At 55.8% G+C, this 21,352-nt stretch carries 19 protein-coding genes and 1 riboswitch; of the genes, 10 read left to right on the forward strand and 9 right to left on the reverse strand.

Annotation, left to right across the window (positions count from 1 at the left end):
- Window positions 1-198: 198 nt before the first annotated feature.
- The 8 genes from ACR0NM_RS15925 (at window position 199) to ACR0NM_RS15960 (ending at window position 10,603) form a co-directional block, all read left to right on the forward strand.
- Entirely contained in the window at window positions 199-1,437 is a 1,239-nt protein-coding gene (locus ACR0NM_RS15925) for a hydroxymethylglutaryl-CoA reductase (RefSeq protein WP_480562557.1), read from the forward strand.
- Window positions 1,434-2,345 (forward strand): UbiA family prenyltransferase, encoded by a 912-nt coding sequence (locus tag ACR0NM_RS15930; RefSeq protein ID WP_480615621.1) that lies wholly within the window; start codon window positions 1,434-1,436, stop codon window positions 2,343-2,345. The genes ACR0NM_RS15925 and ACR0NM_RS15930 overlap by 4 nt, the downstream gene beginning before the upstream one ends.
- Window positions 2,342-4,798, forward strand: a complete 2,457-nt coding sequence (locus ACR0NM_RS15935; RefSeq protein WP_480615623.1) for a PEP/pyruvate-binding domain-containing protein — start codon at window positions 2,342-2,344, stop codon at window positions 4,796-4,798. The genes ACR0NM_RS15930 and ACR0NM_RS15935 overlap by 4 nt, the downstream gene beginning before the upstream one ends.
- Window positions 4,791-5,891, forward strand: a complete 1,101-nt coding sequence (locus tag ACR0NM_RS15940; RefSeq protein ID WP_480615625.1) for a BtaA family protein — start codon at window positions 4,791-4,793, stop codon at window positions 5,889-5,891. Before ACR0NM_RS15935 ends, ACR0NM_RS15940 begins: the two co-directional genes overlap by 8 nt.
- Window positions 5,888-7,219 (forward strand): hypothetical protein, encoded by a 1,332-nt coding sequence (locus tag ACR0NM_RS15945; RefSeq protein WP_480615627.1) that lies wholly within the window; start codon window positions 5,888-5,890, stop codon window positions 7,217-7,219. Before ACR0NM_RS15940 ends, ACR0NM_RS15945 begins: the two co-directional genes overlap by 4 nt.
- Window positions 7,216-8,061, forward strand: a complete 846-nt coding sequence (locus ACR0NM_RS15950) for a hypothetical protein (RefSeq protein ID WP_480615629.1) — start codon at window positions 7,216-7,218, stop codon at window positions 8,059-8,061. Before ACR0NM_RS15945 ends, ACR0NM_RS15950 begins: the two co-directional genes overlap by 4 nt.
- Window positions 8,054-9,475, forward strand: a complete 1,422-nt coding sequence (locus tag ACR0NM_RS15955; RefSeq protein WP_480615631.1) for an AMP-binding protein — start codon at window positions 8,054-8,056, stop codon at window positions 9,473-9,475. The genes ACR0NM_RS15950 and ACR0NM_RS15955 overlap by 8 nt, the downstream gene beginning before the upstream one ends.
- 504 nt (window positions 9,476-9,979) lie before the next feature.
- Entirely contained in the window at window positions 9,980-10,603 is a 624-nt protein-coding gene (locus tag ACR0NM_RS15960) for a transglutaminase-like cysteine peptidase (protein ID WP_480615633.1), read from the forward strand.
- 105 nt (window positions 10,604-10,708) lie between these two features.
- Here ACR0NM_RS15960 and ACR0NM_RS15965 read toward each other — a convergent pair whose 3' ends face one another.
- The gene (locus ACR0NM_RS15965) at window positions 10,709-11,392 is read right to left on the reverse strand and encodes an energy-coupling factor ABC transporter permease (RefSeq protein WP_480615635.1); all 684 of its coding nucleotides are present in this window, start codon (window positions 11,390-11,392) and stop codon (window positions 10,709-10,711) included.
- A 76-nt stretch (window positions 11,393-11,468) separates the two neighbouring features.
- A riboswitch (cobalamin riboswitch) is annotated at window positions 11,469-11,681 on the reverse strand.
- 215 nt (window positions 11,682-11,896) lie between these two features.
- Here ACR0NM_RS15965 and ACR0NM_RS15970 point away from each other — a divergent pair.
- On the forward strand, window positions 11,897-12,559 hold the full coding sequence (locus ACR0NM_RS15970; protein WP_170402530.1) for a L,D-transpeptidase: 663 nt from the start codon (window positions 11,897-11,899) through the stop codon (window positions 12,557-12,559).
- 41 nt (window positions 12,560-12,600) lie between these two features.
- On the opposite strand, the gene ACR0NM_RS15975 is transcribed toward ACR0NM_RS15970, so the two are convergent.
- Window positions 12,601-12,873 carry a hypothetical protein gene (locus tag ACR0NM_RS15975; RefSeq protein WP_480615637.1) on the reverse strand — a complete coding sequence of 91 codons (273 nt, stop codon included), beginning with the start codon at window positions 12,871-12,873 and terminating at the stop codon, window positions 12,601-12,603.
- Window positions 12,874-13,059: 186 nt separating this feature from the next.
- Here ACR0NM_RS15975 and ACR0NM_RS15980 point away from each other — a divergent pair, with 186 nt between their 5' ends.
- Window positions 13,060-15,402 (forward strand): heavy metal translocating P-type ATPase, encoded by a 2,343-nt coding sequence (locus ACR0NM_RS15980; RefSeq protein ID WP_480615639.1) that lies wholly within the window; start codon window positions 13,060-13,062, stop codon window positions 15,400-15,402.
- A gap of 192 nt (window positions 15,403-15,594) precedes the next feature.
- Here ACR0NM_RS15980 and ACR0NM_RS15985 read toward each other — a convergent pair whose 3' ends face one another.
- The 7 genes from ACR0NM_RS15985 to ACR0NM_RS16015 all read right to left on the reverse strand — a co-directional run bounded on the left by ACR0NM_RS15985 (window position 15,595) and on the right by ACR0NM_RS16015 (window position 21,348).
- Window positions 15,595-17,490, reverse strand: coding sequence for a penicillin acylase family protein (locus ACR0NM_RS15985; protein ID WP_480615641.1), 1,896 nt, complete (start codon window positions 17,488-17,490; stop codon window positions 15,595-15,597).
- A 23-nt stretch (window positions 17,491-17,513) separates the two neighbouring features.
- Entirely contained in the window at window positions 17,514-17,681 is a 168-nt protein-coding gene (locus tag ACR0NM_RS15990; RefSeq protein WP_170565334.1) for a hypothetical protein, read from the reverse strand.
- Between the two features lie 100 nt (window positions 17,682-17,781).
- Entirely contained in the window at window positions 17,782-19,149 is a 1,368-nt protein-coding gene (locus ACR0NM_RS15995) for a peptidoglycan DD-metalloendopeptidase family protein (RefSeq protein WP_480615643.1), read from the reverse strand.
- On the reverse strand, window positions 19,146-19,772 hold the full coding sequence (locus ACR0NM_RS16000; RefSeq protein ID WP_480615645.1) for an SCO family protein: 627 nt from the start codon (window positions 19,770-19,772) through the stop codon (window positions 19,146-19,148). Before ACR0NM_RS16000 ends, ACR0NM_RS15995 begins: the two co-directional genes overlap by 4 nt.
- The gene (locus tag ACR0NM_RS16005) at window positions 19,772-20,251 is read right to left on the reverse strand and encodes a copper chaperone PCu(A)C (RefSeq protein WP_170516108.1); all 480 of its coding nucleotides are present in this window, start codon (window positions 20,249-20,251) and stop codon (window positions 19,772-19,774) included. Before ACR0NM_RS16005 ends, ACR0NM_RS16000 begins: the two co-directional genes overlap by 1 nt.
- An 18-nt stretch (window positions 20,252-20,269) precedes the next feature.
- The gene (locus tag ACR0NM_RS16010) at window positions 20,270-20,929 is read right to left on the reverse strand and encodes a DsbA family protein (RefSeq protein ID WP_480615647.1); all 660 of its coding nucleotides are present in this window, start codon (window positions 20,927-20,929) and stop codon (window positions 20,270-20,272) included.
- Window positions 20,926-21,348 carry a disulfide bond formation protein B gene (locus ACR0NM_RS16015; RefSeq protein WP_170392751.1) on the reverse strand — a complete coding sequence of 141 codons (423 nt, stop codon included), beginning with the start codon at window positions 21,346-21,348 and terminating at the stop codon, window positions 20,926-20,928. Before ACR0NM_RS16015 ends, ACR0NM_RS16010 begins: the two co-directional genes overlap by 4 nt.
- Window positions 21,349-21,352 lie beyond the last annotated feature (4 nt).

Genomic DNA, 21,352 nt, shown 5'->3' on the forward strand with positions numbered 1-21,352 from the left:
ATCGTCCTCAGGCCTACCGGTAAATTCAACTGCGACAAATGCGAGACCCTTTAGGATCAAACACTTGATCGATGAACATTTGACTGGATTTCGATCAAACGACTGATAACTTGCCTCGCAGCGGTTTTTGGTTGCAACAGCGTTGCACAGAAAATCTATTGGAGCGCGCTATTGGTAATTCCGTTTCATGTCCGGGAAATGCTTCAACGCATAAAAGCACGATTTGATGCTGACCAGATACCTCAGCAGATGGCGCCAAGCGATGCAGAGTTTTCAACCTTACGCCCATCTCGCAAGCCGACCAAGGAGATGGTCGCACGATTCTGGGAAAAGTTGAAACCAACGGCCAGCGACAAGGATCAGGCACAAATTGCAGATTTGGCGGCTATCGAAGATGCCGAAACCTATGGCGCCAATATCGAGAATTTCATCGGGACGGTTAAGCTTCCAGTCGGGGTTATTGGCCCCTTACGCCTGAACGGAATGAACGCCAACGGCGACTTTCATGTCCCCCTCGCAACAACCGAGGCAGCGCTGGTCGCATCTTATGCCCGGGGCGCCTACGCCGCCACTCGGTCGGGCGGTATCAGTACCGCTGTTTTATACGAAGGCGTGCTGCGGACCCCGGCCTTTGTGTTCGATAGCCTGCTAAGAGCGGGGCAATTTGTGGATTGGGTGGTGACCAATGTTGACAGGCTCAAATCTGCGGCCGAAGCGACGACCCGTCATGGCAAGCTTGTATCGCTGGAGCCATTCATTGACACCAACGTCGTTTTCCTGATTTGCCGCTATACCACTGGTGATGCTGCAGGTCAGAACATGGTGACCATCGCCACCGACGCCCTTTGCCATGCAATCGCGGATAGCTGTCCTGTTGCGATTGAGAACTGGTATGTCGAAGGTAATTTCTCGGGCGACAAAAAGGCCTCGGCGCTGGGGTTGGTGACGGGGCGCGGGCGTAAGGTCAGCGCCTCGGTTACGCTGCCGGCTGAGATTGTCGAAAAGACGCTGGGCACGACGGTCGAGGCGATGCTGGACTATGGCCGTGTCGCCAATCTGGGCGCACATTTGTCTGGCCAGTTTGGCGCACAGGCGCATTATGCCAACGGGCTGGCTGCGTTCTATATCGCAACCGGACAGGACGCGGCCTGCGTTGCCGAAAGTGCAATGGGCGTCACGCGTATGGAACCTAGGGGCGGCGATCTATTCTGCTCGGTTACGCTTCCGAATATCCTTGTCGGCTCGGTTGGCGGCGGAACCGGTTTGCCAAGCCAGGCAGCAGCGCTGAACATACTCGGTCTACGGGGCAGCGGGTGTGGCACGGCTTTGGCCGAAGTTGCTGCGGCCACGTGCTTATGCGGCGAAATCTCCATTGTCGCCGCGATTGCTGCCGGTCATTTCACCCGCGCCCATGAAAGTCTGGCCCGCCACAGATGAGCTTTCAGAACCGATTTTGGATTTACCAATCCGAGCGCTTTCCGCTTAAGAAAACCGTCCCCCTGTTGCTGGTGTTTTCCATGGCCAGCATTTGTGTGTCTGCCCGTCTGGCAGACCGCCCGTTGCCCGAGTGGCCTGCCTTTGCCGCCGGTTTTGTGCTGGCCATGGCGCTGTTCTTCCAGATGCGGGTCTGTGACGAGTTCAAGGACGCCGAGGATGACCGACGTTACCGACCCAACAGGCCAATCCCACGCGGATTGGTCTCACCAGGCGAAGTTTTGAGCTTGGGCTTACTGACCATTCCACTTGCACTTGCGGCTTCCTGGTTCTGGCACCCGTCGGTTTTGTGGCTGTTGGGCGCGGTTTGGATCTGGCTCGCTGCGATGACAGTTGAATTCGGTGTCCCGGCCTGGCTGAAGGCCCGGCCGGTTCTGTACCTGCTAAGCCACATGGCAATCATGCCCTTGATCGATCTATTGCTGACTGGCCTCGAATGGCTGCCGGCAGGCGGCGCAGCACCCTCACTATGGCTGTTCCTGGCGTTGTCCTTTGTGAATGGCTGCGTCCTTGAGATCGGGCGGAAATTGTGGGCGCCCGAAAACGAGATTGAAGGGGTCGACACCTATTCCTCCAAATGGGGTCCGCGTATGGCGGGACGTATCTGGTTCGGCTGCGTTCTGTTATCCTACGCGCTTCTCGCCGGCACAGGAAGCGCCACCGGAGTTGGCTGGCCAAGCGCCCTGATCGGCGCACTAGCGCTGGTTCCCTGCGGGGTTGCTGTATTCCACTACGGTCAGACACCCACTGTGAAAGCACAAAACAGGATGGACACTGTTTCCGGTCTGTGGGTATTTTTCTGCTATGCCACGGCTGGTTTCCTACCCTACCTGATCGGAGCCGTAGCATGACTTTCATCGTCGACCAAATGGATGCCAACGACATCTCTGTGGTTGGAGGCAAAGCGGCAGCCCTGTCGCATCTGTCACAGCACGGGTTTTCCCCGCCCGCATTCTTTGTCATCACAAATGACGCGTTTCGTATGGGGCAATCGGGCCCGATCGCGCAAAAAGGCCTGCGACTGGCTGTGTCCACCGCGCTTGAAACACTCGGGTCCGGGCCGTACGCGGTACGCAGTTCTGGCCAGTCCGAAGATGGCGTGGACCACAGCCATGCAGGACAGTTCGCAACGGTCCTGAATGTTCCCGGCAGGAGTGTAATCGCGGCGGCCAAGCAGGTTTGGCAATCCGGTTTCTCATCAACGGTCGAAACCTACCGCGCGGTCAAATCCGGTGGCGAGGCCGAGGCCCCCGCAATCATCGTGCAACGCATGATCGATGCCAAAGCGGCCGGGGTAGCCTTTTCCGCCGATCCGGTCAGTGGCCGGCGCAATGTGGTCGTGATCTCAGCGATTGACGGGCTTGCAGAGCAGCTTGTGTCGGGGGAAGCGGACGGAGAAGACTGGGTCATCGATGCAGATGGCGTACCGGAAAGCGCTCCCGACGCCCCTGCACATTTGACCGTCACGGAGGCGCGATCCATCGCAGCCCTAGCCCGAAAGGCCGAGGTGCTATTCGTTTCTCCTCAGGACATCGAATGGGCCATTGATGCGCAAGGGCTGCATATTCTGCAGGCCCGCCCGATCACCACGACCCTGCGCCCTGCCCCGCTCGAAGATCAGACGCTTACCATTTTCGACAATTCCAATATCGTCGAAAGCTATCCGGGCATCGTCAGCCCGCTGACTTATTCCTTTGCCCTGCACGTGTATTCTCAGGTATATCGCGCTTTCGTTAGGCTGCTGGGCGTGTCCCGGCACACGGTCGCGCTGAACCCCACTGTGTTTGACAATTTACTGGGGCGGGTGGACGGGCGCGCCTATTACAATCTGATCAACTGGTATCGCGCGCTGGCGCTTTTGCCCGGGTTTTCGCTGAACCGCGACTATATGGAAACGATGATGGGCGTTTCTGTACCGATGCCGCCTGAGGTCACGGATGCTCTTGCCCCGCCCCCCACTACCGGTTGGCGCAAGGTCGTGGAGTACGCGAAACTGGCCAAGGTTGCGGGCGGTCTGATCTGGCAGGCCATCCGACTACCGCAGACCCGGCGTGATTTTTACCGTAGGCTGAACGACATATTACAGACGGGGCTGAACGTGAACGCCTCTAACGCGACCCAACTGGCCGCGGAATACCGGCGCATTGAAAGCACTCTGCTGGATCGGTGGGATGCCCCGCTGATCAACGATTTCCTGTGCATGATTGCCTTTGGCGGCTCGCGCAACCTGCTGCAAAAGTGGCTGGGCGAGGCCGGGTTGACCCTGCACAACGACCTCATGATCGGGCAAGGTGATATCGTTTCGGCGGAACCCGCGCAACGCATCGCCCGGATGGGAGAGTTGGTTCGGCAGGCAGGGCTTGCCGCTCCTTTGAAGGCCAATGCACATCTGTCGGTTTTGTCAGAACACCGGCAAATCGAAGCTGAGGTTGATGCGTATCTTGAGAAGTTCGGCGACCGGTGTACGGAAGAGCTCAAGCTGGAAAGCGTTCCGTTACGCGATGACCCGACCAGTCTGTTGCTGGCCATTGCAGCCAGCGCTGAACGTCCACCTTCCGGGCGTCAGGACGGCGATGAACCGGACTGGAAGGCTCTGTTTCCGTCAAACCCACTCAAACGGCACTTCGCCAAATGGATTTTGGGCTGGACCAAGGCGCGGGTGCGCGACCGAGAAAACCTGCGCTTTGAACGCACGCGCATATTTGGTTATGCGCGGCGCGTGTTTCTGGGCATCGGCCGCGAATTCGCTGCGCGTGACCTGCTTTCATCGCCAAAGGATGTATTCTTCCTGACAACACATGAAGTTCTCGGAGCAGTCGAAGGTCATAGCTTGTCACCTGATCTGAAAGGCATCGTTGCGCGGCGCAAACTGGAAGACGAAGCCTCGTCCCGACGCCCCGACCCGCCGGAACGCATCGAAATCCGTGGCCCCGCCATCGCGCCGGTCTGGTCCGAGAGCGCAGTCGCCGAGGTGGACCCTGCACGGATGAAGCAGGGCACGGGCTGTTCCGCAGGTCAGATCAAGGCGCGCGCGCGCGTGATCCGCGACCCGCGCACCGAGGCCTTGAACCCCGGAGATATACTTGTGGCGCGCCACACCGATCCGGGCTGGATCGCAGTATTCTCGAACGCATCCGCCATCGTCGTCGAACGGGGGTCTCTGTTGTCACATTCTGCGATTGTCGCGCGCGAACTGGGTATCCCCTGCGTGGTTGGCCTGAAAGGCGCCACAAACTGGATCGAAGATGGCGAGATGATCCGGGTCGACGGGGCAAGCGGTGCGGTGGAACGCTGCGATGGGTAGCAGTGAGATTGAGAAAAAAGCGGATTTCGACCATATCCGCTATGCCCAACTGTGGGAAGACGCGGATGTTCTTACCTCCGCCTTGGGCGATTGTGCGGGCAAGACATTGGTCTCCATCTGCTCTGCCGGGGATAATGCGCTGGCAATGCTGACACTCGATCCCGCGCGCATTGTCGTTCTGGATCTTTCACCGGCCCAGCTGGCCTGCCTTAAGCTCAGGATCGCGGCCTATAAGGTGCTGACCCATCCCGAATTCATTGAACTCACCGGCTCGCGGCGAAGTAGCCGACGGGGCGCATTGCTGAACCAGGTTTTGGAAGCCACAGATGCCGAAACGCGCGCTTTCTGGCGGACTCTGATCACGGAAGTCGAAAAACACGGCATCGGTGGCGTCGGCAAGTTCGAGCGCTATTTTCGCATCTTTCGAACTTGGCTACTGCCTCTTGTGCATTCACGCCGAACGATTGACGCAGTGTTTGTACCCCGCTCGCCCGCAGAGCGACAGTCGTTCTTCGACACACGGTTCAACACGGTGCGATGGCGTCTTATGCTGAACATCTTCTTCTCTCGCCTCGTCATGGGTCGCATGGGCCGGGACAGTGCGTTTTTCGACCATGTCGAGGGTAGCCCGGCCCAACATGTCGCCCGCCGCATACGTCATGCGGGGGTCACCACCGATCCCTCGCAAAATCCCTATCTGCACTGGATTCTCAAAGGCGATCATGGCGACGCGCTGCCAATGGCGTGGCGTTCCGAGCATTATGAGACAATCCGATCTCGGTTGGATCGTCTCGACATCCGCCTTGGATCGCTTGAGGCTTTTGTGTCGACCGACGAAAAAGCCAGAGGATTCAACCTGTCCGACATCTTCGAGTACATGTCGCCCGAGACCTTCCATCAGGTTTACGGGTCTATCCTGACCGCTGCAGAGCCAAATGCCCGACTAGTCTATTGGAACATGATGGCACCCCGGAGGGTTCCGCCAGAATTCAGAAACAAGGTTGAAACCCTGACCGACATCGAAACACAGCAGAAGGCCCGCGACATGGCATTCTTCTATTCGGATTTCGTCGTCGAAGAGTTTCAACCGTGACTGTTATTGGGCAGATTCTGCTGGCGGCGGGGTCGGTGCTGGCTCTGGTCGGCGTAATGATGATTATACGCAATCTGGCCAATACAGCGGGCCTGAAACCCGAAGTGCAGCGCAAGCTTATGCATGTCAGCACCGGCCTCTTTGCGTTGCTACTGCCCTGGTTGTTTCCCGATCGCTGGCCGGTTTACATGCTGATTGCGGCCACAATCCTGGTGATGCTGGTGCTGCGCCTGCCTCGTTTTTCGTCGGGTCTGGGTGCAACTTTGCATGGTGTGGATCGTACGTCCTACGGCGACTTTCTGCTCGCCCTGTCAGTTGGGCTTTGCTTTCTGCTAGCCGGGGAAAACACGCTGTTCTACATACTGCCAATCGCCGTTCTGACACTCGCGGATGCAGCCGCTGCGCTTGCCGGGACCACGTATGGAACCAAACGCTACGTGGTAGAAGATGGCGACAAGAGCTTAGAAGGGTCCGTGGTGTTTTTTGTCGTAACGCTATTGGTTGCGATCATCTGCTTCTTGTTCTTATCGAAACTCCCGCCATCTAACATCATGATGTTGTGCCTTATGGTTGCGGCTTTTGGTACATTAGTCGAGGCACAAAGCTGGCGCGGGTTTGACAACCTGTTCCTGCCGCTTGGCTTGTTGATTTTCCTAAACGGCCACTATTTCAGCTCTTTGGCAGAGCTCGCGCTGTTGGCCGCCATGTTCTTTGCCGCCCTTGCCAGTTTCGGCGTAGTGGGAACCAAACTGGGCCTGACCAAACATGCGACCCGTGTCTATGTTGTCGCGGTTTTTTTGCTGCTGGCCGCCGCAAAGCTGCAGAACACAGTACTGCCGATCATGGTTCTTGCCACACATGGCTGGGCGCGTACCGCTTCTCCTTGTGACAGTAAGTACCCCGATCTGGATATCATAGCCGCCTTGGGGCTTTTGGGATTTGGTTGGCTTGCGGTGGGAAATGCAACGGGATGGGATGCAGTTTCCTTTTTTGGGCTCAGTGCGATGGGGCTGGCTATGGGCCTCGCTGCTGTGGCGCTGCGTCCCATTCCTATTGTGATACCACTTGCTGCGGCTGTCCTGTTTCTTATTCGGACATGGGCTGTTTCCCAGAATTCTGAACAGTCGAACTGGGCCGAGCCGCTGACTGTACTGGCCCTGTTCTCATTAGCTTGTTCAGCCGCAGCGCCGTTGCTCCGACCACATTGGTTCGAAAAAGATCGGGTGCTCAAGCTGACGCTGTTGGCCCTCGCGCCGCCGTTGCTTTACTACGTTTGGATCGTTGCTGGATCGCTAAGTACTGGGTTCTTTGCCGGAGTTTTTTCATGACCAATGAGATCATCAGAACGGCGGATGCAAAGCTGACCGTTTATCTGAACGGTCCGATCTGGGAGGGCGCGCGCGCCGCGACCTTCGGAGATTTTTCCTGCAAAACGCCCGAAGCCGGTGCCGAAATCCTGTGCAAAGGGATCGAGAGGGTGAAAGACGCCGGCCTCAACCGCATTATTGGGCCAATGTCGGGCGACACCTGGCACAGTTACCGGTTCGTCTCGGATAGCGACGGGTCCGCTCCGTTCCTGATGGAGCCTACCAACAAACTTCATGAGCCCAGGGTTTTCCAGTCGGCGGGATTTACAGAGATCAGCCGGTATTTTTCGGCCCGGGTGTCGTTGCGGACCGCCGCTGGATCAGCACCGCCAGTAACCGATGGTTTTGTCGTGGAAGAATGGGATGGAACAGACCCCGAGGCCCTGTTTCGTCAGGTCTTCAAACTTTCAACCCGTGCGTTCTCAAACAACGCGTTCTACAAGCCGATTGCCGAGGCAGATTTTCTGGCCATGTATATGCCAGTTGTGCCGATGATGAAGCGCGAGCTGATCCTTTTTGCGCGCCGCCATGACGGGACATTGGCCGGGTTTCTGTTTGGCATTCCCAATTATGCCGAAGGCCCCAATCCGGCATCCGCAATCCTCAAGACCTATGCAAGTCTCGAACCGGGCGCCGGACGGCATCTGGCTCACCGGTTTCACAAGGCGGCGTTCAGGATGGGGTACGAAACCGCCATTCATGCGCTGATCCATGATGACAACACCTCCGCCGAGCGCAGTGCAGCGGAAGGCGCGACAATATTCCGGCGCTATACTTTGCTTGGACGGAAGCTGAATGGCTGACCTGCTGTCCCAATTCGCCGCGGCGGTTAAACGGGTTCCTGACCGGACAGCCATAGTGGACGGCAAGGGCCGCGAGATCACCTTTCAAACCCTGCACACGCGCGTTCAGCACTTGGCAGGTCGGTGGCAGGACAAGGGTATCCAGTCAGGTGATCGCGTGTTGTTGGCCATGCCTGTCAACGCGGACCTATATGCGAGTCTGGCTGCGCTTTGGACCCTTGGCGCAACCGTTGTCTTACCAGAGCCAGCCTTAGGGCTGGCCGGTCTGCGCCACGCCGCCCGAACAACGAAGCCAAAAGCGTTCTGTGCAGCGGGTGCGTATTCTTTGCTGAAGTTTCTGGTTCCGGATCTCTGGGCCCTGCCCCTGCTGACGCCTGGTAAAAGCCGTAGCAACCCGGTGGCGCAAAAGGTACAACCGGACGATATCGCCCTTATTTCCTTTACCTCTGGTACAACTGGCCAGCCCAAAGCCATTCCGCGCTCGCACGCGTTTTTGATGGCGCAGTACGATGCCATCGCACCCCTCCTCGACAGCCGCAAGGCCGAGCGCGATCTGGTGGCCTTTCCGGTGTTCACCCTGATCAATCTGGCGGCCGGGCGCACAAGTGTTCTACCCAACTGGAGGTTAAGCAAGCCGGACCGCCTGTCGACTGTACAGTTGGAAAGCTGGCTCCAAACGCAACAGATCACCCGGGCCCTCATCCCACCATCGCTATGTGAAAAACTGGTTCAATCCGACGATACCGGTCCGTTGCACACGGTGTTTACCGGCGGCGGTCCGGTGTTTCCGAGTCTTGTCGAGGCGTTGAGAACCCGGCACAGCCTGTCAGTTGTGTGCGTCTATGGGTCGACCGAGGCTGAACCGATTGCCCATCTTGACGCCGCGGATATCACGGTGAAGGATCACCGCGACATGGCTGTTGGAAGGGGTCTCCTTGTGGGATACCCGGTGCCCGAAATCACGCTCCGCATCCGCGACAATGAAATTCAGGTCGCCGGCGCACATGTGAATGACGGGTATTTGGACCCGACCCACTCGAAGAACAATAAAATCGAAGAAGGTGGTGTCATATGGCACCGGACCGGTGACGCTGGCGCGCTGGATGATGACGGGCGTTTATGGTTATGGGGGCACGTCGGGTCCGAAATTGAAGTCTTTTCAGGTACGCTCTTCCCCTTTGCTATCGAAGTCGCGGCACAGCGATGGCCAGGCGTAGATCGATGCGCGCTCGTCAATACCAAAGCAGGCCCCACACTTTGCGTCCAAGGTTCCGCGGATCACATCGACGATTGGACTAAATCTGCGCTTGGTTTTGACGTTCCAAATGTGATTTCGATTAAGAACATCCCTATGGACAAGCGGCATGCCTCCAAAGTCGATCGTACGAAACTTACACGCATAATAGAAACCTGACGCAATATGGCTCGTAGGCCACTGAGCCTGCCCACCTCATCGCTCACTTCGCTATGCGCGTTAACAGAGGACTGAGTGTAGCGACGAAGTCCTCCGTTTAGAATTTCCCATCAAATCCTGCACACCTTGGTCAGGGGAAATCTGCATTTGCCAGTTACAACTGGTCGCATGAAACATTTGACCACAGATACATTGGTATGGTGCGCCCCGGCGAACGGTAGATACCCATTTCATTGCACAAAGATGTTCAGCTTGACGCGTCATCCAAATCCGTCCCAAACCTCAAGCGTTTCTAACCCAGAACTACTAGCCGGCTTTCTTCTATGCCGCTGCAAGAATCTCAATTAAGCTCACGCACACAATCACGACTAAAAACTGCGCGCTCGCGAACTTTGCTGCTCTGCATTTTAAATTGAATAAGCTGTTGTAATGCGTCGATGAACATAAAAGATTGAAATAGAGTTCTCTTGGCTTGGTAGCTTCAGATACCCAGGAGAAACGAGTATGGGGAAAGCAGATATGACAAAACCTACTTCCGCTCAGAAAAAACTTTCGGAACGGTTACCAGTTTATCTATCGTTGGCCTGTATCATATGCAGCTACCTTGTCTCCGCCGCTTCATTGCAAGCTTCTGAGCTTCCCTGGATCAAACTAGATAGAGAGGTTCAGGCGCCATCTGGCGCCAAATCACTCTGCAAAGATTATTCGTGGGCGTGCGCGAATACTCGTACTTCTGGTCTGCCAGAAGCGCAGGAGAAACAGATCGTTAAAGCGATTAACTTGCGCGTCAATCGGAGGATCCGCGCCGTTTCGGATCAAAACCAATACGGGACAAAGGAATACTGGACGCTACCAATGCAGGGGTCAGGGGATTGCGAAGATTTCGCTTTGCAAAAGAAGTTTGAACTAATTCAGAACGGCTTGGATCCTACGAAGCTACTTATTGCAACTGTCTTAGACACCAATCGCAGTGGCCATGCAGTTTTAGTTTATCGCTCGAGTGAAGGCGATTTGATTCTGGACAATGTCACCAACAGGATCAAATCGTGGAAGGAAACGAGGTATCTTTTCCTACGAATACAGGACCCAAATCACCCTGATCGTTGGGTACAGGTTTCTAGCGGCTAAAAACAATGTGGCGCGCCCTCGAGACGCGCCACAATAAAATTTTGGTCCTGCGACTATTGGTTGTTTCGCGGCAACCCAAGTTTAGGACACCGCTTCAAACTTTGGTCAAGCTTTCGCAGCGTTGTACAAACGCGGAGTCACCAGACCTGTACTGTTCAAACCGCGCATCGCCTTGGCTGCCGCAAGCACTGCCAGATCAGCAATCGGCTCAATGACGATTACCAGCATATAAGCGCCGCCAAAGGACAGAACCGACGCCATGGTTTCTGCGCCGAAACCCTGGCCGTAGAAGGCCCAGAACCCAACCCATGCGACTACTCCTCCCTGATACGTCGCACTCAGCGCAAGAGCTTGGCCATATTTGAGATCAACATATGCTGTGCCGGGTGCGATGATGCGGCTGGCCAGTGCTTTTAGCGCAAATAGCGGCACCAGCAGAGTGGTCAGGTTGATGAAGTACTGCGGAAGATCGAACGGGGCAAAAAACACACCCTGAATCAGGAGACCAGCTGCCAATCCAAAAGCCGCGGGTGCAGCACCGAGAAGCAGAAACAGCGTCGACCCCAGGATGAAGTGGACTTCAGAGACACCAACCGGGAAATGCGGCAGGACTTCGAAGAAAAGGAAAACACCAACGGTGGCGAGCACCGAGCGCATAACAAAAGATGCAGGTCCATTCGCTCGCAATGTGGAAAACGTTTCTTTCGCTGCGTAAGTAGCCGCACCTGCGGCGGTAACATAGGAAAGCGCGATTTTGGCACCATTCACGATGCCCGGTTCGATATGCATGTTCTTTCTCCCTACCGCCTCACCCGGCGGCTTGTCAGGTTGAATCGACCGCAAGGCCGACAGGTTCAGTCTGGGCATAGCCCGGCGCTTTACGGCAGGTCTCCTGACTCGCGGGTGCTCGCTCCGCCAACCTTCCCGGTTCCATTACAAACCAGTGGTGTCTTGGCATCGCTCTCCGCTCACAGTTGCGGGGGCAGTTACGGAATTGGCGCCATTGAAAACACCGAACCGTATTCCCTTTTAATCCTTTTGGCTTCCGCCATCAGGAACCGAAAGCAATTCACCGCTACAATGGCGGCTTCGCCTGTGTCAATTGTCTTTGCGACCTATTCCAATGTAAACTCGACCGAAGCAGGATTCACGCAACCGGTCACTTGATCGACAGGGTAAACCAAGCGTTACCTGAAACCTCTTGAAGCTCTAGCTGCTAGAGGCTTTAAGATTCGGATTAATTCGCGATAGTGCGATCCAAATACGTTAAACTTGTGAACCAGGACGAGACCTATGCTTACAAGGCGCCATTTCATTCAATCCACCACAGCGCTGTTCTCGGCGTCTGCGGCCAGTCCATTGATCGCCAAAACCTGGCCAACCGCATCGCAGAAGACCTATTGGGACAGTCAAGTCACGCCAATTGGTTACGATCCAATGACCTCAAATCCGTGGGGTGTTCATGACCGTTTTTTACCAAGACGCGTCGCGGCAAATGATGGTTTGGTTCCAGGTGACATCCATGTGGATGCCGTCGCGCGCTATCTCTATCATATCGAAGAAGGCGGGACCGCAATGCGCTATGGCGTAGCGATCGCGCGTGGGAATCTTTACGAGCCCGGCACCTATGTTATCCGCCGAAAGGTCGAATGGCCACACTGGACACCAACCGCTTCAATGATCGAGCGCAACCCCGAATACGCGGAATTCCGGAATGGCATGGAGCCCGGGCCGAATAATGCTCTCGGCTCTCGTGCCCTTTATCTATACGTTGGAGACCGAGACACATATCTCAGAATTCACGGCACGCCTGAGCCAAGAAGCATCGGCGGTCGCGCAAGTTCTGGATGTGTGCGAATGATCATGGCTCATATCAATGACCTCTACCCAAACGTGAAAACCGGCTCGACCGCTTTCCTATACTCGGCCGAAGATAGCGTCACAGCCCGCTCATAAATTTTGGGCAGCGTAGGTGGACGTCGCTGCCCTCATTTCGATCAGGCGTCGCGCGCAATGCAGATCGGAGCGCCATTCGTCGCGCGCAATGGTACCAATGTCGTCTCGACAGGTCCGCTGTGCTCATACCAAAAGCAATTATCTTCTGGCAAAAGGCGTGCCGTGGTCAAATCCTGCGCCGGCCCTGCCAGCGCTACCACCGAATCTGGCACGTTGCCTGGTTCAAGTGCTTTGCTTTTGGCCCCAGTGAACTGGGCTGAGCAACCAGCCGTAATCGAGACTAACGTGATGGTCATGGCGATCCGTTTCTGCATTGATCTGTTCCAAATTTTTTGCGTCATCTGCAATTAGATTGCATCCACACGGCCGGCCCGCAAGACGAAATGAACTAACAATATCGCAGGCAAAGAACCCGGATGAAAAAAATATAAAAGGTATTGAAGCTCTAGTTACTGTAGGAACTATTTACAAAGGACCATAGAGATTCTTGAGGTCCAATCATGTCATCCGATACCCATAGCCACGACCATGGCCACGAAAACAAACATGGTCACCACGCATGCGGTAGTGGCGGGTGTGGCGACATCGCCCCCGCCGGTCCAATTCCTGAAGGTGGTAGAAGCTTTCAGGTCTCTGGCCTTGATTGCGCCGAAGAGGTGGCGATCCTGAACCGTGTCGTCGGCCCGAAAGCAGGTGGTGAAGAGTATCTTGCATTTGATGTGATCAACGGTCGGATGACACTTCTTGATAGTGCTTCCAAGTTATCTGACGAAGATGTCATGCTGCTGGTTGCGAGTACTGGTATGACCGCCAAACCATGGGATGACGGAAATGCCGCCCAGGACCAGGCGGCGCATATTGCACGTCAGCGGCGGTTCACCACTCTTAGCGGAGGGTTTTGGGCAGCAGGTTTTGGCTGGCACATTTTCGAAACCGGCATGGGCGGTGCGCTCGGGCTGTTCTCGGGACATGGTGAGGTTCCGATGCCTTTAGCCGAGGCAGCTTTGTTCGCGGTCGCGATCTTGTTTGGCGTCTGGCTGGTGGCCCCTAAGGCCTGGTCTTCGGCGCGTCGACTTTCGCCGGATATGAACCTTTTGATGGTTGTTGCCGTCGCTGGTGCCATCGCTCTGGGTGAGTTTTTTGAAGCGGCAACTGTAGCATTTTTCTTTTCGCTCTCTCTTTATCTGGAAAGCTGGAGTGTCGGACGTGCTCGGAACGCGGTATCCGCACTGCTTGATCTGGCCCCCCCGACGGTTCGGCTGGTTCGTGCTGACGGTTCTGAGGCAACGGTCCCGGCGGCGGATGTCTTTGTCGGTGACAGCTTCATCGTTCGGGGTGGGGATCGCATTCCACTTGACGGGGAAGTCATCGAAGGGGCTGGTGCCGTTGACCAGGCTCCAATCACAGGTGAAAGCGCGCTGATTCCTAAAGAGCTGGGTGATGAGGTCTATGCCGGCACAATCAATGGTGAAGGCACCCTCAAAATACGTGCGACGAAAACAGCGTCCGATACCGTGCTTGCCAAGATCATCCGGATGGTCGGTGATGCTCATGCTCGCCGTGCGCCGGTTGAGCAGTGGGTTACAAAATTTGCGCGGATCTATACGCCCATCGTTATGGTCGTCGCAGTGGCTATCGCCCTGATCCCACCGCTTGCATTTGGCGCATCGTGGGGCTTCTGGTTTTACAATGCACTTGTTCTGCTGGTTATCGCCTGCCCCTGTGCGCTCGTCATTTCCACACCGGTTTCAATCGTTGCGGCTTTGACCGCTTCGGCCCGGGCTGGGGTTCTGATTAAGGGCGGCGCATATATCGAAGCCCCCGGGCGTACCACCGCACTGGCCATGGACAAGACAGGCACGATCACCATGGGCGAGCCTGAAGTGGCCAATGTCTATCCGCTGGGCGCCGCATCCGAGCAGGAGCTGTTGGCGAACGCTGCCAGCCTTGAGGTTCGGTCTTCACACCCGCTGGCCCGCGCCATTTTGACCCGGGCAGAACAGACCGACATTTCGATATCGGCGGCTGAAGACATCCGAACCGTTCCCGGTCGTGGTCTGGAAGGCCGTACCGAGCGTGGAGATATCTGGCTTGGCTCTGACCGCTTCGCTGTCGAGAAAGGCTTTGGCGCGTCCATCCCTGCCGAGTTGCGCAACCAAATCGAGAGCGCGGGAAGCACAATTGTTGTTGTCGGGGATGAGAACGGGTTAACCGGTTTGCTTGAGCTGCGGGACCGCATTCGACCCGAAGCCCGAAGCATCGTAGCCCGGCTTCATGCGCAGGGCGTGAAGTCAATCATCATGCTGACTGGTGACAACGAACAAACAGCGAGAGCGGTAGCAGCCGAAGTCGGCATCGACGAAGTCCGGGCCCAACTTCTGCCGGAGGACAAAGTCGCTGCGATTGAGGAACTGGCAGAACAGCACGAGATGGTTGCGATGATCGGCGATGGCGTCAACGACGCGCCTGCGATGGCTCGGGCACATTATGCAGTTGCGATGGGTGCAGTTGGATCTGATGCTGCTATTGAGACTGCAGACATTGCTCTGATGACTGATGACATCGGCAAAGTACCCTGGCTGATCGATCATTCACGTCGAACCATGTCGATCATCCGTCAGAACATCGGCTTCTCACTTACGACCAAAGCACTGTTTGTGACCCTTACCGGTTTTGGATTGGCATCAATGTGGGGTGCAATCGCCGCAGATGTCGGAGTGTCCTTGCTGGTCGTGGCTAACGCCTTGCGGCTTCTGAAAGCCTCGGAGGGTAACATACACTCAACAGGAACAGAAACCGTTGGAACGCCAGGTGAAAATGCTGAATTGGCGCATGCGCAGTAATCAGGCGCGCGGAACCTAAGATCGCGTGTGCTGTGGGATGCCCATTGAAATCAGCATCCCACAGCCGATTTTCGCAATTTATCACTGTGGCGTGGTGCCCGATATATCAATCAGTCCTGGGCTTTGAGTGGCATTTCATCCTGAAGATGAGGGACATTGACACTGATCAGGTTTCCCGGCGCCGCACTTTAATCAGTCAGCTTCATCCTGAATGTGGGGGGTTAGTTTGGATCGCCCCACTGCCCCACCCTCTGCTACTGCCAGATCCATTGCCATCATCCTGTAATCACCGCGCATCCATGAAGAAAACAAGTTCTTGTAGAACCGCGAAAGCGGGTGTCCCGACTGCCCGGATGGTGTCAGAAAAAAGAAGCCTTTGTCTTCTGAAACAGACATGACGGCCTGAAAATTCGTGCCGATATTTGTTGCAAACGGTTTTTCGTCAGACATCCCGAATTGAAACGAGAGCAATGAATAAGGTCCTCCGGACTTCGGTTCCCGCACAGATAACAACCCATTGAGGAATCCGGCTGGGCTAACCGCAGACCAATCCAGATTCACAATGTGTTCAGCTCCCCAGCTCCACGAAGAAAGGTCGGGACCGTAGCGCTCGGTTATCCAGACGAGCGCATCGTCGAGTGCGAGAACGATCCACTCGTCGCAGGTTTCGACACGAGTTGAGGTGCGATTGTCACACCACATCGCGGCCTCGTCTCTATTTGAAAGAACCGCGGCAAGAAAATATGGATTCGGATTGGTCCACAAATCACGCGCCGCAGGAAATTCATCCTGTAGAAATCGGCGTTGCAAAGCACGCGTCCATGCCCAGAATATCAATGGCTCCGGCGAAAAACGATCCATTTCACCGTTCCATTCAGCCAAGCGGTTCAAGGCATCCTGTCGGATTCCATCGAGCGGGTCGTCGGTTGCGGGGATCATGGGTGCAGAACGCCACAAGTCCGCTGCCATCAGAGGCAACAAGCTACGCGCTGCTGAACTAACGGTATCTTGTTGTACCGCCATAACACCATCAACTGAAAAAACGCGTTGGCGCGCATCAAGTTCTTTGAGCCTTTGCTGCCGAAGCAGGATTGCATCTTCATCGGAGATGCCCGGCCAGGTCATGACGTCTTCTTTGTCAATAACGACGGTCTCCAACCCGAACAGAGGCATTTCAGAGATCAACTTCACGGCGTCTTTTGCGGTGACTACCTGTGTCAGTCGGTAAAGAGTTCTCAAAAAGATATCGCTATCTACCCGTTCGGATGTGCCGTTTTGCAATTCAGGTTGCCCGGCATTTGAGTCCAAGGCCCAAGCAACGTCATTTGAACGACCCAGAACAACGAACGGAACGCCGGGCAAAGTCGCCCCTGCTACTGCCCCCGAGGGAAATTGAAGATCAGCCATGTACAAGGTTGATGGGAGCGAAAGCGGCCCGCTAGTCTCGATCGCGAGAATTGGGGAATTGGAAACCGTTCGTTCACTGGTCAATGCCCAGGCACCCAGCCGAGCTTTTGGCGTGCTCTTGAGCAATCCGGGTGTTTTCGGTCTGTCGCCTGGAATTGACGCGCCGCCACTCTCGGCCTGCCGCAGATTACCTAAGAACTGTTGAGTTATTCTGAGACTATCCTCTGGCCGCCAGGCCATGATTGTCTTTTCATCGTACAACAACAGTTCTGGTGCCCCCCGGCCACGCCGGTCTTTTGACACCTCCCCGATCCAGGCATTGACACCGGCTGCATAGGCGATCAGCATTTCAGACAAAACTGGATCTATATCGCGATATCGCGGAACTGGTACTTTACCCGAAGCGGACCGTCGTTCCCTTAACATCTGACCCAATCTATCCTGCGCATGAACGAAACCAAGTGCGAAATAGGCATCGGACGGGGATGAAGCCGAGATATGTGGGATCGCCATAGAGTCCCTCAGGACGTCCACAGAATCTTTCAAACCCTCTAACCTAAAATCTTCCTCATAGTCCGGAAGAGAAGCCAGCATGAGATATGTAGCCGTGCCGAAACAGACGATAGCGATGAACAGGGCTGCAAGAACCAACCCAAGCATAATCCTGAGCAGCGCTTTCAATTTCAACCACCATTCGGATCAGCCTAGGAAATCAGACGCACAACTGCGATCGACAGAAAGAACGCAATCAGGCCACAAACGATGGCGTATCCTGCAGCATACTGAAGAATATCAAGGCTGTTGCCATTCCGGCGCTTTGCCAGGACCCCACCCCAAACGGCGCCTACCAAGGCACCCGCGATTGCCATCATTTTATATCCTCTGATTTTGTTCATTTGCGGTACAGTTCACTTCAGGCGTTCAAACCGTCATACTGATAGCCGCGCGCCTGAAGGCGTTCCGAATAAACTCTCACGAGTTAGCTTCGCGTTTCTTGGCAGTGAGATCGCCCAGCTGCTTCTCAAGCTGTGCCCGTGCACTACTTAATCGCTTTTGCGCTGCTTCGTTTTCTACCTTGTCATTCGCAGCGGCAGCAAGTCGATCGTCAGAAAGCGGGTCTGTCGGGCGCCCGTCGACCAATACTTCATAATGAAGATTTGGGCCGGTCGCGGTGCCGGTCGACCCGACACGACCAACCACCTGGCCCGCCTCCACGCGCTGACCTTTGGTCAGACCATCGGCGGTTGCGCTAAGATGCGTGTATCGCGTGACCGTGTCCGATCCATGAGCGATTTCGACCACACGCCCATACCCCCCGCGCCAACCAATATAAGACACGCGGCCCGGGGCCGTCGCATGCACCGGAGTACCACGTGCGGCAGCAAAATCGACACCTGTATGCATCCGAACATTTCCGTAGACCGGGTGCTTCCGCCGACCAAAGACAGAACTCAGGCGCGCGCCCTCGACTGGCTGCGAGAAGACGCGAAGAAGCTCACCATCTACATAGATTGTGGCGCGGCCATTTTCGGCATCTGGCCATGCTATTTCATAAAGTTGGTCATCAACCTCCAGCGCCGCAAAAATGAGTTCTGGCTGGCCTGTTCTCTCGCCATCGATGCTCTTTTCGCGCCAGAGAAGACGGAGAGCTTCACCACCTGTCAGATCCCTCCGAAAATCCACTGTCCCGCTCAGCATCTGCGCCAGATCCACCGCAAAACGAACCGGGATCTTTGCGCTACTCAGCGCATTTGAAATCGAAGTTTCGATCTCTGTTTTGCGGGCAAGAATGACGGTGTCGGGTTCTGGCGAGACCACGCGCGTGGACAACGTTTCGCTGAGTAGCACCTCGATTCTTACACCATCTTCCACCGCAAGCTCCACGCTCTGCGGTTGATCCGCTGCGGTGGTAACGACTGTTATCGAGTGACCCGGGCGCAAACGCTGCAAATCATATTCAGCGCCAAGCGCAAGTGCGATTTCGGCCCGATCGGTTGCGTTGATCCCGGCTTTAGACAGCAAACTGTCGAGCGTGTCGCCCAACGCAAGTTCGCGCGTCCATGTCCGTGAAGGCGGTTCAACAGGTGGCAAAGGTTCCTCTGCCTGAATGGGTTCCGGTTGAGCAGGTCGAAACGAAACGGGGCTTGGAGCGAGTTCTGCTGATGGTACGTTCAGCAACGGAGCCGATGTGATCTGCGGTTCCACAGGAAGCTTGGGCACCGGAAAGACCGTGGGCGCAGGCGCCGTCACTTCAGACCTGTTCGAGGCAATGAACACGATCGAAGCAATTGAGACGCTGCTGATCGCGATTGCCGAGGTTGCTAGAAACCGTGCGTTCATGATGTTTTATCCGCTCCACTTTTCAAAGCACGACGGATCTTGGGCACAGCGAATTCTCTCTGCTCATGATAGTCGATGGTGCTGACAAATTCGCCTGTGGGGCTAAACAGAAATACACTTGCAGTGTGGTTCATTGTGTAGTCGCCATCTTCCATTGGAACTTTTTCATAAGTGGCGCGAAAATCGTCTGCGGCCTGAGCGATTTGGTCCGAAACGCCGACCCACCCACGGACAGCCGGATGAAAGTAGCTGACATAGTCGGCCATAGATTCGACTGTGTCTCTTTCAGGGTCTACGGTTATGAACACGACGTTCAATTCATCCGCGTCATTGCCCAGATCATCCAGCCAGAGGGAAATATCCGAAAGAGTCGTCGGGCAAACATCCGTACAGTAGGTAAAGCCGAAGAACACCATTGTTGCACATCCGACGAGCGATTGCGGGGTGACGGTGGTCCCTTCGTGATCAACCATGCGAAAGTTCATGTCTGACAACGCAAGGGGACGAAGGCGATCAGATTGAGCCGCTCCCGGCCCATCCACTTGCCACCATCCGGCAAAGAGTGTCAGGCCGATTACACCAAGTCCAGCAGCCCCGAATGTGAGAATGCGTCGCCGCTGCATCAGTTCCCAGGGCCTCGCGCAGCAATACCAAATATCGGCACGTTGACGGTCTTTTCTGTGTCATCGGCAAAGATCAGAGTCAGCGTAAAGCTCTCGCCTTCGGTCATAGGGCGTTGCAGCCGCATGAGCATTGCGTGGAGCCCGCCCGGCTCAAGCGCTACGGAACCACCCGGCGCAATTTCCAGCTCGCCAGCTGGTGCCATGGAACTGACGCCCTCTGCATTGGTCGATGTCTGATGGATCTCGGGCATCATCGCAAGATCGGTGCGGATAGACGTCAGCGTGACGGCCTCATTGCCGGTGTTGCTGATCGTCATGTAAGCGACGCCAGGTCGGTTGGTGCCAATTGAAGCGCGCGACCAGGCATCTTCAACGACAACATCGTCGCCCCCTGCCAGAACCGGTGCCGAGAGAATGGCAGTGGTGCCGAATGCGGCAAGCACACCTGCCAGAAGTGTATTTTTTGCAGTGAGTCTCATAGTACCTCTCGCTACTACTCAGCTTTGCAGTGCTGCAACTTCTGCAGCGACCAGGCGTCTCAATTCAGCCTCACCAAACGGATCCAGAGATTTGCCATTGACGAAGAATGTCGGAGTTTGCCTTATACCGACCGCTTCGACATCAGCGCGATCCTGATTGAGAACACCGACTGTCTGGGGCGCAAGCATTTGTGCCTGCGCTGCCTCGGCATCCAGTCCCGCCGCTGCTGCAATTCGAATAATAAGACCAGGCTCAGGCGCACCATGCGCGGCCCATTTGGGCTGCTCTCGCAACACGGCTTCCAGTACCGGTTCAAAGACCCCCTGCATGCGTGCTGCTTCAAGCACGCGGATCGCCTCCTCTGAGCCCTCGCCATGGAAAGGGGTGTACCGGATCACAACGCGCACCGCGTCTCCATGCTGTGCCATGATGTCCTTCACGACCGGATGAAAGGCGCGGCAGGCTTCACAAGCCGGATCGAAAAATTCGACGATTGTAACCGGTGCGTCCTTTGGGCCGAGAACAGGCGAGTAGGAACGGATAAGTGTTTCAGCGATTTCGGGTGCGACAGGCTCGGTGTTGCCTGAAGCAGCCGGACGGTTCACGTACCAGGAAGCGGCTCCGAATCCGGCAACACCGAATGCGAGAACGGACAAAATCAGGCCACGTCTGTTCATACTTGTTTCTCCTTGAGTGAAAGGGCGCACAGAACGCCGATTAGCGCGAATGAAACGAGCGCCATCAGTGGAATCGGGATGCCCAAAACAGTTTGATTTGCATCCGTGCAGGACGGACCGCTGGCCGAGCATGGTTGGATTTTTTCGGGGATTAGACCAGCATACAGGCCCATGTGCCACAAGGCGACAGCAGCGCCCCCCAATGCCAGTGCTATTCCGTAGCGGCCCACGTTCTGGTCCTGCCACCACAGGCCAAGCCCCAGTACGATCGCCAATGGGAACATGAACGCACGCTGGAACCAGCAAAGCACACAGGGCTTCTGCCCCAAGATCTCTCCAATGAACAGAACAGAAAGAGACGCAACCAGGGCAATCGTCCAGGCCAGGGCAAGAAGTGTATCTTTGGAAAACCGGGACATGGTG

The organism is Ruegeria sp. AF2 (assembly GCF_056542025.1).